Source organism: Mucilaginibacter sp. SMC90 (genome assembly GCF_022811725.1).
Lineage (GTDB): Bacteria > Bacteroidota > Bacteroidia > Sphingobacteriales > Sphingobacteriaceae > Mucilaginibacter.
This window is the reverse complement of record NZ_CP094527.1, coordinates 5,455,563-5,471,477: the sequence shown is the minus strand read 5'-3', so window position 1 is coordinate 5,471,477 and position 15,915 is coordinate 5,455,563. Positions and strand designations below refer to the sequence as shown.

Below are 15,915 nucleotides of genomic sequence, written 5' to 3'. Positions count from 1 at the left end.
AACATAGCGGGCCGGCACCTGGCCCGCTATGTGGTTTAATAATTATTACAGGTAATTTACCATTAATTTTATGTCGAAAAGGTGTACTCGATTTTTAAATACAACAGCATTGCGCTGTCGATAACATTTATATTATGAATTTTAAGACCATACTGCCCCTGGCGTTTTTGCTGATGTTCTTATTACCGGATGCGGAAGCTCAGCGTAACCAGTCAAAAAAAGTAACAGAGTTGATGGGTAACCGTTTTCTCACCTTTAACACGGTGATCAGGGTTAACCAGATAGAGGTTTCAAGAAACCGCAATGTTGGTGAAGACGAACGTGCCCTGCACACACCGGCGCGGGTTATTGCTTTCAGAAATGCTATAGCAGAAGGTTTTCCGGGCGGGAAAATAACCTGGTCCTTCAGTTGGCTTGCGCTCAATGATACTACCGCAAACTACCGCGAAATCAGAAAACTGGCGGTGGGGTATCATTACAAATACGGCGATGATATTACATTTATCCCGGGCGCTTATTTTGCCAATGCTTATAACCCTACCGAACAGGTGAATAAGGATGTGCACGATGCCCTGAAAATTATTGAAAAAATGGTGGGCAAGGGCTATCGCCCGCTAAGTATAGTTGCAGGGTTTATGTCGGCAAAAAACCAGCAATATCTCGCGGAAACAGAGGGGATCCACGTATGTCAGGGAAATATATGGAGCCAGTTCAGCATTGATAACCAGGATGGTGATGGAGCCGTAGTTTATCCTTTTTATCCATCAAAGGAACATTTTTGCAAGCCCGCACAAAACAAAAGCGATTTTATTGACTGCGTAAACTTAGATGGCTGGTCGGTTGATTTCCTTGCGGCCAGGCGCGAAGGTTTTAAGGATGGCTTTAATAGCCGCATGGGCGTAGGGCCGATTGAAACTATAGGTAAGTATGGTAACGAAACAGGATTGAAGGAAATGATGCATACAACAGCTATCCATTTTGATAAAGGTTTTGAGCTTAATGGTTTTGGTTGGGTTACCAATTGCTGGGAGTTGAGTTTGCCATATGATCCATCATCATTAAAAAACTGGTTAGCCGCCATCAGAAAACGCTGGCCTGATACTAAATTGATTACCCAGGGCGAGTTTGGGTTATTATGGCGAAAACATTATAAAACCAATAGTTTTGACTACCGGTTTGTAGAACGGGGCTCCGGCATCGGCGGCTCGGATGCCAACAACGAGATCAAATGGTTTATGAATAAAGACTTTCGCCTGGCGTTGCTAAGAGACTGGAAGAGCAACACGTCCGAAAAGGTAATAGATTTTACGCGTTATGATCTTCATGTTACCGAACCTAAAGAGATGACCCGGAAATGGAGCTTGTTAGGTGCCATCAATCAAAAACAATCACGCCCGCAAGATAAACCGGTTCCTGTTGATTCGCTATCAAAACAAGCGCGTGGGATCATCACTGCCAGATATAAGGATCTGCTTAAATAACAATGCAGTTTCGTAGTTTATCCTGATTTTAATAGCCTGTTGGGATGGCTGCACTTTACTTTTAAATTCACAGGCTAAAAGAAATAAAGATCAAAGTACCACTATATGAAATTAAAGGCTTTTGTAATTACTACCGCAACGGCAGCGTTGTCATTTATAACCTTTTGCTCGTTCGGTCAAAAAGCCGGATCGGTGAGCGGACCCAAGATCATCAACATAGTAAATTTTATACGGGATATTGAGCCGCGCGACCCGAATATCACTAAAGATGTACTCTATCAAACTGTTGTGAACCAGATAAAGCTCATGAAGCAATATCATCTTGGCGGGACTTTTTTATTACAGTACGATGCTTTGATAGACAAGCGTTACCAGGACTTGCTGAAAAGCCTTCCTAAAGACGAATTTGAAATAGGCGGCTGGTGGGAACTGCCGCAACCGCTCATTGAAAAGGCCGGTATAAAATGGCGTGGAAAATATGCATGGGATTGGCACTCAAATGTAGGTTTCTCAGTTGGCTACACGCCTGCCGAGCGGGAAAAGATCATTGACGTTTACTTTGCTGATTTTAAGCAGATATTCGGGTATTATCCAAGGTCTATCGCTTCGTGGGTAATTGACGCCCACTCCCTCAATTATATGTATGATAAATATAAGATTGTTGCATCGGCAAACTGTAAGGACCAGGTTGGCACCGATGGCTTTACCCTTTGGGGAGGTTACTGGAACCAGGCATATTACCCAAGCCGCGTAAACGCATATATGCCGGCACAACATGCCGGTCAACAGCTACCTGTACCGGTATTCAGGATGCTGGGCAGCGACCCCATAAGGCAGTATGCTGATGGCCGGTCGGTTACCACGCTTGAGCCGGTTTATCCTCATGCGGGCGGTAATGAGCAATGGATCAACTGGTTTTTCCAAACATTTGCCAACGACCCATCGCTGGGTTATAATTACACACAGGCAGGACAGGAAAATTCATTTACCTGGGATGCCATGAAAAAAGGCCTTGAATTACAAATGCCTGTTATTGCCCGTCTTCGTGATGAGGGTAAAGTTAGGGTGGAGACAATGACACAGTCGGGCGAATGGTTTAAGAAAACCTACAAAGTAACGCCGGCTACAACGTTTGCCGTAAGTAAGGATTTGGGTGAAAGCAATAAAAAAACTATTTGGTATAACAGCCGCTTTTACCGCACTAACCTGCTTTGGGAAAACGGCAATTTGCGTATAACTGATATTCACCTGTTTAATGAGGGTATTCCCGATAAATACCTGAATGATGTAACCACTATTAATCAAAGTTTTTTTTATACCCTACCAGTGGTTGATGGTTTTCAATGGGGCAAACGCGGTAATCCCGAAGGCCTGCGTTTAATGATGAACCAGGACGGTCGCGAAATTCCTGTTCAGGGTGGCGATCCGGCTTTTAAGGATATAAACAAAACTACAGCACTTGCATCCTGGCCGGTAGGGACAGGTACTTTCGAGATCGAAATGAACGAGAACTCCCTGATCATTACGGCAAAGAATAATCCTGCCACCGATTGGTTTCTGGACCTGCATGTTGCCCCGGGGGCTAAAACGGCATTTCAGAATGTAAAAGAAAATAGCGCCCAATATGAATTTGATGGACGCGCTTACCGGATCAAAACAAAACAAGGTACAATAACAGAAACTACTAACGGCAGTTTGTACCGCATCAAACCGGAAGGTCAGCGTATTGTATTAATGCTGGCAGATCAATAGGTGATTTGCCGGTATTGGATCTGCAACATTTTTATAGTAAAACACTGATTTTTTAAATAAAAGTTGCCCGAATATTGTTGATCAGGTTCAAAATGCCCCGCAACAGGTGGTCGTTTACTTTTTTAACATAATGGTTGTGAAAAAATTAATCAGTATCTCATTCGCATTGTCTCTGTATGCGTCTGATTTACTGATTAATGCTAAAATAGTTTTTTGATTGAAATTATATTGCATATTTGTAGCCGGATTTTGGGGCAGTACCCACTGTGGCCTAAGCCGGTAACCAATTTAAACAGTGAAAATGGTTTTGCGCAATGATAACGTGTTTAACCTGCAAGCGATAACTATTTTACAAACCATTAAGTGATCTCCTGAACGGGGCAAATGTCAAAGTGCAGTACATATACAGACCAGGAACTAACCGCTTTGCTGCAGGCAGACGATCATGATGCCTTTACCGAAATTTACCAGCGTTATTGGAAAAAGATGCTGGCGGTTGCATGGAACCACAGCAAGGACACTGCTATTGCCAAAGATCTTGTACATGAGGTTTTTTTATCACTGTGGGAGCGTCGCCGTTCCGTCGAAATACAAAGCATTGCTGCTTTCCTTGCTACCGCGGTAAAATTCAGTGTGTTTAAGCATTACCAGCGCGAAAAACACCGCGCCGATCTGGCCAGAGAAAACTATGAGTTTGCCGATATCACCCATGACGAGCATAAGCTTGACGCGCTTTTTCTGCAGGAATATATTGATGGAATAGTGGAGGAAATGCCCGAAAAATGCAAACTGGTGTTCCGTTACAGCCGCGATCTGGGTTTGAAGAATGCCGAGATCGCCGAAAAGATCGAGATCAGCGAGAAAGGAGTGGAGGCAAACCTTACCCGTGCGTTAAAAATTATTCGTGGGGAATTGAAGAATTACGGTTGGAGTATCGTAGTAATATTGCATACCATTATGTCGTTTCGAAAATAACTACAACCTGCTTTTTGCGGTGTTGACAAAGCACGGGGGATTGAATGTGAATGAGAAACCTTGCCTGCGTTGCTTAAAGAATGTACTGCCGCTTTACATGGCGTAGAAACTGTTCACCTGTTTCTTATTCCGAAATATAAACACTTTTCGCTTTCCAAACTCATCCGTATCGGCCTCACAGCAAAATCATGTGATGGATTTTCACAAAAAAAACAGGAAAAAGTTTAAATCCATATAGGGTAATGTGTTTTTCAATGTACCCACATATAAAAGCACCCAAACCAATTGGACCAGGAACACATTTACAGCCTAATAAAAAAGTATAAAGACGGTACCGCCACTATTGCCGAGCGTGAACAATTGCTGCAATGGTACCGGGAAAACGCATACCAGGATACCGAATTTCCAGAAGATGAGGAATCGGTAGGAGAGGCTATGCTTGCCCGCCTTAACCGCGAAACCCAACCTGTTAAAACCAAACCCATCTTTAGGTGGGTGGCGGCAGCTTCTGCTGTATTGATATTGGGTGTAGCCGGTTTGTTCATTACCAGGATGCTTACTACAGATCGTGAGCACTTTCCTCGTCGTGTTGCTCAATCAAATATCCATCCGGGTGGTAACAAAGCCATATTAACCTTGGCAAACGGAAGTAAGATTTCCCTTACCGATGCGGGTAACGGGCAAATTGCTAACCAAAACGGCATTAAAGTAACCAAAGCGGCCAATGGTCAGTTAGTATACACTATATCCGGACGGGAAAATCTGTCGGGGGCATCATCAAGTACCGATCTTGATGCGTTTAACATCATCGAAACACCCAAAGGCGGCCAGTACCAGGTTATATTACCCGATGGTTCGAAGGTTTGGCTTAACGCTTATTCATCATTGAAATTTCCAGTAAGCTTTACCAATCGAAATGAGCGCAGGGTTGAATTAGCGGGCGAGGCTTATTTTGAGGTTAGCCATAATAAGGAGTTACCTTTTAGGGTAGTAACCAACCGCCAAACGGTTGAAGTATTGGGTACCCACTTTAACGTAAACGCCTATACCGACGATGCCGTTACCAAAACAACATTATTACAAGGATCGGTACGGGTAACTGCCGCCAGCAAGAGCGCCGTATTAATTCCGGGTCAGCAGGCCAAACTAACCAATACACTTGATGTAAGTGAAGCAAATACAACCGAGGCTGTAGCCTGGAAAAATGGATATTTCAATTTTGACGATGAAAAGCTTGAAAACATTATGCGCAGTGTATCCCGCTGGTACAATGTAGATGTAGTTTTTGAAGATCAGGAATTGAAAAAAGAAACCTTTGGTGCTGTTACCACCCGCTTTGCCAGCATCACAACCCTGTTAAAAATGATGGAGCAAACCGGCGATGCCAGGTTTAGCATACAGGGTAATACCATAACTATAAGCAAGAAAAAATAAACGCCCCAATAACCAATTTAAACTAAACAAAAAAGTATGAGAAAAACCAATACCTACCCATAGCTTAAAGCAGATCAGCGGTTTATAAAAAGCAGAACAGAGGCACTTCCGATGCCCCTGCTCCAATCAGCTTTTTAAAACCTGAATGTAATTGTCGTAACATTTCAACTTAAAACAGCCTTTAACAAATGTATAAAATTTTTACTACAAACATTTGTACGCCTTCGTGCTACCCTAAGAAATTTCTGCTCATCATGAAGATAACGACGTTTATACTCTTCCTGGCATTCATGCAGGCAAGTGCAGCGGTTTTTTCACAAAAAATCACTTATAAACAGAATGATGCAACGCTTAAACAAATATTCAATGAAATAAATAAGCAAACAGGCTACAACCTTTTTTGGTCGGCCAGGAGTATAAAAAATGTGCCTCCGCTGGATGTGAATTTCCAGGATACCCCGCTTGAAGAAGCGCTGAAAACCTGCCTTAAAAACTCAGCTTTAACCTATACTATTGATGGAAAATCGGTCATCATTAAAGAAGCTGACGGATCAAAAAATAGCAATCAAGCCGAAAATATAGCTGATATTACCGTAACCGGTACCGTGCGCGATTCAAAAGGGATAACACTGCCCGGCGTGAGTATTACCGTTGTAAATGATGCCAGGCGTGGTACGGTAACGGATAACAACGGTAAATTCATCCTCGATGTAAAAAACGGCTCGGTGATCCGGGTATCATTTATAGGTTTTGTTACGCAAACCTTTACCGTAAGCCCCGACAATAAACTGTTTAATGTTGTTTTGGTTGAGGATGTAAGGCAGGCCGAAGAGGTTGTAATTACCGCTTACGGAAAAAAGGAACGTAAGGAAGCCATTGTAGGCTCGGTAACTACCATAAAGCCGGCCGAGTTAAAGATCCCGGCAAGTAACCTGACCACAGCCCTTGCAGGCCAGGCAGCTGGTATCATCGCCTTCCAGGGAACGGGACAGCCGGGGCAGGATAACGCCCAGTTCTTTATCAGGGGGGTAACCACATTTGGTTATAAAGTTGATCCGCTGATCCTGATAGATAACATTGAGCTTACCACCAATGACCTTGCCCGCTTGCAGGTTGATGATATTGCCAGTTTCTCTATCCTGAAAGATGCAAGTGCCACAGCCTTGTACGGCGCACGCGGTGCTAACGGCGTAATTTTGGTGGCTACCAAACAAGGTAAAATAGGCAAGCCGCAGATCAGTTTCCGTGCAGAAAATTCAATATCACAAAATACGCAGTCGCTTAAAATAGCTGATCCTATCACTTACATGAACCTCTTTAATGAGGCTACTTTATCACGTGATCCGTATCAGCCAACGCCTTTTGATCCGGATAAGATCATCAATACCCAAAATACTTTGGCTAAAGGACCGGGCTATAATCCGTACGTATACCCTGCGGTGGATTGGCTTGGTATGCTGTTAAAAAAGCGTACATCAACCCAAAGGGGCAATTTAAGTATCAGCGGCGGTACACCGTTTGCCCGCTATTATGTTGCCGGCTCATATAACCTTGACCATGGTAACCTGGTTGAGGACCCTGCCAATAACAACAGTAATAACATTAAATTCCAAAATTACCAGTTACGTTCAAACGTTAACCTCAACCTTACCAAAACTACAGAATTGATCCTGCGGTTTTCGGGTACGTTTAGTGAGTATGCAGGGCCGCTTACAACCGATGGATCGTTTAACTCGGATGTTTACAAAATTGCGCTGCATACCAGCCCGGTGCTATTTCCAGCCTATTTTCCCGCCGATTCAGCTAACCGCGACACCAAACACATTTTGTTCGGGGCCCCGGCAGAGAAGGGCGTGCCTTACAACAACCCTTATGCGTTGTTGCTAAGAGGGCATAAAACCTCATCAGAGTCGCGGGTGCTGGCACAAATTGAGCTGAACCAGGGTTTTGATTTTATTACCAAAGGCTTAAACTTCCATGGTATCTTCAGCACCAACAGGTATTCTTACTTTGATGCCAATTATGGGTATAATCCATTCTATTACAATGTTGGCAGCTATGATAAAGTAAACAATACCTATTCGCTGGTATGGCTCAATCAGGACCCTAATGATGCAAAGGAGTACCTGTCATATTTCCCCGGCACGCCTGTTATCAGCAACCAGATCTACCTGCAGGGCAACTTTGATTACAGCAGGCAGTTTGGCGATCATAATCTGTCGGCAACCATGGTGCTAACCCGGCAGCAAACGGTTTATTCAAACGCAATTAACCCGGTAACAAAGCAACCAGATCTGCAATATGCCTTACCTCATCGTAACCTTGGTGTTGCGGGCAGGGCAGGGTATAATTACAAGAGCAAGTATTTTTTGGAGTTTAACTTTGGCTACAATGGCTCCGAAAGGTTCTCTACCGAGCACCGCTACGGCTTTTTCCCAACCATCGGCGGCGGCTGGCTTGTTTCGGGCGAAAAATTCTTTGAACCGCTGGCAGATATTTTCACCAGGGTAAAAGTGCGCGGCAGTTATGGTTTGGTGGGTAATGATGCCATCAGCGACAGGCGTTTCTTTTATGCATCAAACGTAAACCTTAACGGTGGTGCTTCTGCCGCCTTTGGTACCAACGCGGGCTATGCGCATAATGGTGCTACCATCCTTAACTATCCCGACCCCAATGTAACATGGGAAACCTCAAAACAGGCAAATCTGGCATTGGAAATGACCTTGTTCAAAAAGTTGAATATCACTGCCGAGTTTTATAATTATAACAGGTACAACATCCTGCAAAAACGGTCATACATTCCAAGTACGTCGGGGCTTGAGGCCGATATCTATGCCAATTTAGGTAAAGCCAACTCAAAAGGTATCGATCTTTCATTTGACTATAAACAAAGCATCGGAAGTTCCTGGCTTATTTCCGGACGTGGTAACTTTACCCTGGCAACAGATAAATATACTTATTACGAGGAGCCTAACTACCCAGAGGCATATCGCCATTTTGTTGGCCAACCCATCCGTATTGGGTACGGGTATATTGCCGACAGGTTATTTGTTGATGATGCTGAAGCTGCTGCATCGCCAACACAGATCTTTTCAACTACAGGCAAAGCACCGAGGGGCGGCGATATTAAATACCGCGACCTGAACGGAGACGGTGTTATCGACAACCGCGACCAAACCTTTTTGGGATACCCGCAGGTGCCCGAAATTGTTTACGGCTACGGCGTATCTGCTCAGTACAAAAACTTTGACCTCTCGGCATTTTTCCAGGGGCAGGCAAGGGTTTCATTTTTTATCGATCCTAACCAGGTTAGCCCTTTTGTGCAAAGTACAGAGGACTACATTTATGGCAATACTCAATTACTACAGCAATTTGCAGACAGCCACTGGAGCGAAGAGCACCAGGACCTGTACGCTACTTACCCGCGTTTAGGAACAACCCGCAACATTATCGAAAACAACCTGCAGCCAAGTACCTGGTGGTTACGCAATGGCGCGTTCATGCGGCTTAAGTCGGCCGAGTTTGGGTATACACTGCCGGCATCGGTATCAAAAAGACTGGGCTTACGCAGCTTGAGGTTATACGTTAATGGCCTCAACCTTATTACCTGGAGCTCATTTAAACTGTGGGATCCGGAACTGGGAAGCAATGGATTTAACTACCCGATCCAAAAGGTGTACAATATTGGCTTGAATGTTAATTTATAAGGAGATGAAGAGTATCATGAAATTTAACTATAAACATATTTGCTTATTATTTTTAATGGTATTAAGCGGCTCATGTAAAAAATATCTTGACGTTGTTCCGCCCGATGTGGGAACAATTGACTACGCATTCAGAAGTAAGAACGAAGCTGAAAACTACTTGTTTACTTGTTATTCATCTGTTCAGCAATTAAATGATTTAAACAGGAGTGCCGGTTTTACAACCTCGGGGGAAATTATTTTTCCGCTTAACCTGGCTAACAATCCTTTGGATATTACAGGTTATACCCTCATTACAGGCACCCAAAATGTTGGTGAACCGGGTTTAAACTTCTGGGATGGCAGGGCAAACGGTACAGCTATGTTTGTTGCCATAAGGCGTTGCAATACCATGCTCGAAAATATCGATAAACCAGCCGATTTAACCGCTGTTGAAAAAAAACGATGGATAGCCGAAACCAAATTCCTGAAGGCTTACTATCATTATTACCTGATGCGGATGTACGGTCCGATACCTATTATCGATGTAAACTTACCTGTTGAAGCCTCAACGGCCGAGGTGAAAGTGAAACGTCAACCGGTTGATGATGTGGTTAATTATATTGTTGGGCTGCTTGATCAGGCAATTCCCGATCTGCCCGCTACAATTGATAACCCTGCCAAGGAGCTGGGCAGGATAACCGGCCCTGCAGCAGCGGCCATCAAAGCCGAGGTATTGATGACAGCCGCAAGCCCCTTATTCAACGGTAACCCCGATTACGCAAACTTTAAAGATAAAAGCGGTAAAAACCTTTTCCCAACATCCTTTGATGCTGCCAAATGGCAAAAGGCCGCTACTGCGTGTAAAGCAGCAATTGATCTTTGCGAGGCTGCCGGTTTGCATTTAAACACCAATTTTGTACCTGCGCCGGGCGTTTCAAACCTGCCCGACTCATTGAAACAGGTGTTAACCTGCCAAAATGCGCTTACTCAAAAATGGGATACCAACCCCGAACTAATTTGGTCGCTGAGCAATATCTGGCATGGTCAGGAGTATTGCATACCAAGGTTAACACAAAAGGCCAATCAAAATGATAACCAAAACCCGGCTTACTATGCAGTTCCTATTTCAACTACCGAGCTGTTTTATACCAATAAAGGCGTACCGATTGATGAGGATAAGACCTGGGATTATGCCGACCGCAACCAGTTACGTACCGGAGATGCCGCAAATTTTTTTTACATAAAACAAGGTTATCAAACCGTTAAGGCCCACTTTGACCGCGAGCCCCGTTTTTATGGCAGCATAGGCTTTGATGGCGGTATTTGGTTTGGCGATGGTATTTTGGATGCAAAAATGGCGCATTATGTACCTGCCCGTGGTGTAACCTCACTTGCAGGCCCTAAAACACTGCAAAAATCAAACATCACCGGTTATTGGCCTAAGAAGCTGGCCAACTACCTTACCGTATATGACGATGGGTTTAACTGGACTGATTTTTCCATGCCGGTTATGCGTATGGCTGGTTTATACCTGTTATACGCCGAAGCTTTAAATGAAGTAAATGGCCCAACTGCCGAAGCAATATCTTATGTAGATAAGATCAGGGCACGTGCAGGTTTGAGTGGCGTTGTTGATTCATGGGCAGCTTATTCAAAAAATCCATCTAAACCAACTACTAAAGAAGGTTTAAGGGCTATCATTCACCAGGAGCGCAGGATAGAGCTTTGTTTTGAAGGGCAAAGCGGTTGGGACCTTCGCCGCTGGAAAGAGTTGCAGGGAGTATTAAGTACCCCGTTAACCGGCTGGAGTATTTACGAAGAGCAGGCTATTAACTACTACCGTGCCCGCAACGTGGAGATCCCTGTATTTAACACCAGGGATTACCTGTGGCCAATCTGGAACAACTCCATCGTGGTGAACGATAACCTTGTTCAAAACCCTTACTGGTAGGATTTTAATGGTTTTTTAATTGGATAAATAATTAACTAAGAGATATTATGAGCTATAATCATATAAAGCCTGTACATTTTATATGTGTACTGGCGCTTTTAACAGCATGTTTGTTTTCATGCTCAAAAAGCGATAACTATAAACTGCCGGAGAGTACCGATAAAACAAAACCGGCAGTAGTAACCAATGTTAAGGTGCGCAACTTTAATGGCGGCGCGGTTTTAACTTATACTTTGCCATCATCACAAAACCTGCTTTATGTAGTTGCCGATTATAATATCAATGGCAAAACAACAAGGCAAACCAAGTCCAGCTATTTTCTGGACACTATTAGGGTTGATGGTTTTCAAAGCAGTAAGGATTATACGATAACCCTGCACGCGGTAACCCGGGCCAATGTGGAATCGGACCCGGTTACGGTAACGGTTCATCCGGATACACCTTACTACCAGCTAATCCGGAAAAATCTTACGCTGGCGGCCGACTTTGGCGGTGTCCATTTATCAACCATTAATAAAGATAAACGGCCCGTTGGTGTAAATTTAATTGCCATTGACCCTGCCGATAATAAATTTAATATTAAGGACAGGCATTTCACCAGTACAGATACCATAAGTTATGCCGTAAGGGGCTTTAGTACAACACCGGCAAAATTTGGTGCTTTTGTAACCGACCAGTTTGGAAATACATCTGATACCTTATTGGTTACCCTTACCCCGCTGTATGAAGAGCTGCTGGATAAAAGCAAATTTTTTCCAACCAATAGCCCAAGTGATGCTTTCATAGGTTATGGCGGCATACTGCCTTATTTATGGGATGGTTTTACCAAGGAAGTTGGCGGTGCTGCACCATGGCAAACAACTATCGGTTCGGTACAAAAGCTGGTGCAGGGTACGTTCGGAGTTGGACGCAGCTATAAGCTAAGCCACTTTTTGATGTGGCCAAGGGGATACGGTTACGCAAACCCCAAAGTGTTTAGCATTTGGGGCTCAAATAAAGATAATCCTGCTGATGCTGTTACTCCCGGCGGCAAGCCTGTGGGTACTGTAAGCGGCGATTGGGTAGTAGTGGGTACTTATCGCTTTCCAGATCCGCCGTCGGGCCTGCCGCAGGGGCAAACCAATGCCGCCGATCAGGCTTTTGTTGAGGCAGGTGTAAACTTTGACGTTCCGTTTGATAGCCCCGCGGTAAAATACCTGAGAGTTGTAGTAAGTGAAACCTGGTTTGGATTAGATTATACCTACATCGAAGAAATGTCTTTTTACGGAATCCCTCAATAATTTTTAAGCGACAAACAAATGAAGATCAATATAAAAAATATAGCATGGCTGTTATTACTGCTGGCCGTGTGGGGCTGCTCAAAAAAGAACGAGAATTATAAAGAGCTGATAAAAGGCGGCGAAATTTACTACCCTGGTGTAATTGCCAATGCCAGTTACCAGGCAGGGAAGTTACGCACGCAACTGGTGTGGAACCCAAGTCCCGACCCCAAAATTGTTAAGTATAAGATTTATTGGAACAATAAGCAGGATTCGTTAACTGTTAATGCAGCAAGCCATAACCCGCTTGATACGGTAAAAGTACTGGTAACAAACCTTACCGAAGGTACTTACAACTTCATAGTCAATTCTGTTGATAGCGACGGACATATCTCTATTGCTAAAACCATTAACGGGGTGAGGGTTTATGGGGCTGTTTATGCAGGCGGTATTTTTAACCGTGGCTACAACGCCGATAACCCTTTTACTGTTGATATTTCGACGGGTGTTGTTAAGCTGAACTTTAACCAGATCACGCTTGATTCGGTAACCGTGAATACCAAAACTGTTGTAACCTACATTGATAATTCAGGTAAAACACAAACAACGCTGCTCAAACCAACCGATTCTATTGTGACCATCAACGATTTTAAGTTTGGCACCGATGTAACTTATCAATCAAGTTATCTGCCTTTCAGGGGCGCCATTGATACTTTTACGGTAGCTGCGCCTACACTTTTTCCGAGGGTGAGGCGCATAGGCGATATTACATCGCTTTACATCAAAAACCCGGGCTACCCTTTTTACCGCAGCGATAACGGAACCGGTAAATGGGGGCTACCTAAAGACTGGCAATACAATAGTAACGTGCTGAACCAGGACGGCGGCAAGGGCGGAGGCTGGTCTACAGATAATGGTGGTTGTATCCATTTTGAGGCAAAAGACTGGAGTGGCGATGGTGTGAGCAACGGTAAGGTTTATCAAACCATTACACTGCCTGCCGGTAGTTATGCCCTTGATATTGAAACTGCAGGATATGGCGGTACCCTTAGCGCAAACGAAGTAGTGGCCGTTGGCAATTCACTGCCGGATATTACTAATTTGGGTAGCCCACTGGCCATTTACAAAGGCGATCAAAATAATATTGGCGGCACGCACACGCTTAGTTTCACGCTTGCGGCAACAACAACTATTACTTTCGGCTGGGTGGTGAATACACAATCATATACTTATCTGCAGTTTAAAGGTGTTAAGCTAAGAAGTTTATAATAATTGTAATTGTTTATTTTATGAATGCTTCCCGTTAAACCGGGAGGCATTTTTTATGCCATGCAGATTAACTGGCTGCATCTGCTGATAGATATCGTAATTTCTTATCGCAATAAAAGTGATAAAGCTACCATCATTACCGATGCGATATTTTTAAATGCCAGCCGCAAATGTTTTAATGCAATTGTAAGTTGGTTTTCAACGGTTTTTTTTGAGATGCCCAGGCGGTCTGCAATATCCTGGTTGGATAAATGTTCAATACGGCTTAAATTAAAGATTTCATGGCAGCGTTCGGGCAGTTGGTTCAGATATTTATCCAGTTCGTTTTTTAATTCGGAATCCTGTAGCCGGAGCTCACCGGTATTTGATTCCGACAAATGGTCACTTTCTGATAACTCGGCTTTATAAACAAGAGAGAGTTTTGCGGTTTTGGCACGGCTATATAATTGATAGCGCATTGCTGTTAGCAAAAAACTAGAGAATTTATTTATCTCCAAATCTTTGCGCCGGTTCCAGATACTCAGGAAAACATCGTGAACAATTTCCAGGCTACTTTCTTCATCATTGAGCTGACGGAAAGCGATCTTGTACATTCTGGCCCAATAACGGTTAAAGAGTATATCGAACGCCGCACCGTCGTCATTACGAATGTCGTCCCACAAATCAGAATCGCTCTTTAAGGCCTTAAACATACAATTGGTTTGATAAAAGTAGAGAAAAGTAATTATATGTCTCCCAAACATTAAAAAAACAATAATTCTTTTACAATGCTATGGGTGTTGGTTGCCGTAATGTATACTATATAAGTACAGGGCCATTACTAAAACTATATACTAACCATAATGATCACCAAAGAAGAGTTTCTTATTCTGTATAAAAAGAACCTGGCGGGAGAATGCACGCCGGAAGAAAAGCAGCTATTGGAATCATACCAGGACGATATTGTAATGCCCGATGATAACTGGGAAACCGATTTGGGCGAAAAGAAACGGCTTCATAGCATACTTAAAGCAAAGCTGGCCGAAAGTATCCCCGAAAAGGGATCTCAAAGCTTATCAGCCCGTTATGTATGGTTAAGAGTGGCTGCCGCTGTAATTATTCTTTTAAGCATTGGCGTTTTAATCTGGAGAGCACAATTACCTGCTGTTCCGAGGCAATCCGATACAGTAGCGTTATCACCTCAAAAAATCCTGCCTGGCGGTAATAAGGCCTATCTAACTATGGCTAACGGTAAAATAATTACGCTCAACGGGCTCAAAAACGGAACGCTGGGTACACAAACCGGCGTAAAGATCAATAAAGTTAAAGACGGCGTGTTGTCATATAACAAGCAGGACAACGGTAAAGATGGTGCGCAGGAGCTGGCTTACAACACCATCAGCATTCCGAGGGGTGGGCAGTATCAGCTCGAGTTATCAGACGGTACTAAAGTTTGGTTAAACTCTGCTTCTGCTTTAAAATATCCGGCTGCTTTTACTGGTAACAACCGCAAAGTTGAACTTTCGGGCGAAGCCTATTTTGAGGTGGCAAAAGATCGTACTAAACCCTTTATCGTGAGTGTCAACGGTATGAGCGTTCAGGTTTTGGGTACCCACTTCAATGTAATGGCTTACAGCGATGAGAAAGTTGTAAAAACTACATTGCTGGAGGGGGCGGTAAAGCTGAGCAGTAATAATCAGGAGGCTTTGTTAAAGCCAGGACAGCAGGGGGCCTTTAATAGCCAGCAACCTGCCTTTAGTGTTAGCGATGTAGATGTTGACGATGCTGTAGCCTGGAAAAACGGCTTTTTTGCCTTCAATAATGAAGATATTCAAACTATAATGAAACGGATTTCGAGGTGGTATGATGTAGATGTCGTATTCTCTGAAAAATTCAAAAGAAAGAACTTTGGAGGAACAGTGTCCCGGTTTAAAGATGTTTCGGAAGTTTTACATTCTTTGGAACTTACCGGTTCGGTTCATTTCAAAACAGAAGGAAGGAGGATAACAGTGATGCCATAATTACATTTTTTATTCATCATGTTATCTTAAAAAACTAACCAGGGGAAGTCGAGCGCCCCCGGTCAGTATGCCAAATGGCTTTTTGAGGTAACATAACCAATCGTTAGC

At 43.6% G+C, this 15,915-nt stretch carries 10 protein-coding genes; 9 read left to right on the top strand and 1 reads right to left on the bottom strand.

The window, feature by feature from the left end; translation table 11 throughout:
* The first annotated feature begins 134 nt into the window (after positions 1 to 134).
* The 8 genes from MTO98_RS22750 (at position 135) to MTO98_RS22715 (ending at position 13,807) form a co-directional block, all read left to right on the top strand.
* Entirely contained in the window at positions 135 to 1,481 is a 1,347-nt protein-coding gene (locus tag MTO98_RS22750; RefSeq protein ID WP_243481277.1) for a DUF3863 domain-containing protein, read from the top strand.
* 105 nt (positions 1,482 to 1,586) lie between these two features.
* The gene (locus MTO98_RS22745) at positions 1,587 to 3,233 is read left to right on the top strand and encodes a hypothetical protein (RefSeq protein ID WP_243481276.1); all 1,647 of its coding nucleotides are present in this window, start codon (positions 1,587 to 1,589) and stop codon (positions 3,231 to 3,233) included.
* A 384-nt stretch (positions 3,234 to 3,617) separates the two neighbouring features.
* Positions 3,618 to 4,208 carry an RNA polymerase sigma-70 factor gene (locus MTO98_RS22740; protein WP_243481275.1) on the top strand — a complete coding sequence of 197 codons (591 nt, stop codon included), beginning with the start codon at positions 3,618 to 3,620 and terminating at the stop codon, positions 4,206 to 4,208.
* Between the two features lie 285 nt (positions 4,209 to 4,493).
* Positions 4,494 to 5,642 carry a FecR family protein gene (locus tag MTO98_RS22735; RefSeq protein WP_243481274.1) on the top strand — a complete coding sequence of 383 codons (1,149 nt, stop codon included), beginning with the start codon at positions 4,494 to 4,496 and terminating at the stop codon, positions 5,640 to 5,642.
* A 188-nt stretch (positions 5,643 to 5,830) separates the two neighbouring features.
* Positions 5,831 to 9,349: a TonB-dependent receptor gene (locus MTO98_RS22730; RefSeq protein WP_243481273.1), complete on the top strand. Its 3,519-nt coding sequence runs from the start codon at positions 5,831 to 5,833 to the stop codon at positions 9,347 to 9,349.
* Between the two features lie 16 nt (positions 9,350 to 9,365).
* Positions 9,366 to 11,279 carry a RagB/SusD family nutrient uptake outer membrane protein gene (locus tag MTO98_RS22725; protein ID WP_243481272.1) on the top strand — a complete coding sequence of 638 codons (1,914 nt, stop codon included), beginning with the start codon at positions 9,366 to 9,368 and terminating at the stop codon, positions 11,277 to 11,279.
* Between the two features lie 47 nt (positions 11,280 to 11,326).
* On the top strand, positions 11,327 to 12,559 hold the full coding sequence (locus MTO98_RS22720; protein ID WP_243481271.1) for a DUF4959 domain-containing protein: 1,233 nt from the start codon (positions 11,327 to 11,329) through the stop codon (positions 12,557 to 12,559).
* 18 nt (positions 12,560 to 12,577) lie between these two features.
* A complete protein-coding gene (locus MTO98_RS22715) occupies positions 12,578 to 13,807 on the top strand; it encodes a DUF4998 domain-containing protein (protein WP_243481270.1) in 1,230 nt (409 codons plus the stop codon).
* A gap of 104 nt (positions 13,808 to 13,911) precedes the next feature.
* On the opposite strand, the gene MTO98_RS22710 is transcribed toward MTO98_RS22715, so the two are convergent.
* The gene (locus tag MTO98_RS22710; RefSeq protein WP_243481269.1) at positions 13,912 to 14,499 is read right to left on the bottom strand and encodes an RNA polymerase sigma-70 factor; all 588 of its coding nucleotides are present in this window, start codon (positions 14,497 to 14,499) and stop codon (positions 13,912 to 13,914) included.
* Positions 14,500 to 14,649: 150 nt separating this feature from the next.
* Between MTO98_RS22710 and MTO98_RS22705 the strand changes: the two genes are divergently transcribed.
* Positions 14,650 to 15,807: a FecR family protein gene (locus MTO98_RS22705; RefSeq protein ID WP_243481268.1), complete on the top strand. Its 1,158-nt coding sequence runs from the start codon at positions 14,650 to 14,652 to the stop codon at positions 15,805 to 15,807.
* Positions 15,808 to 15,915 lie beyond the last annotated feature (108 nt).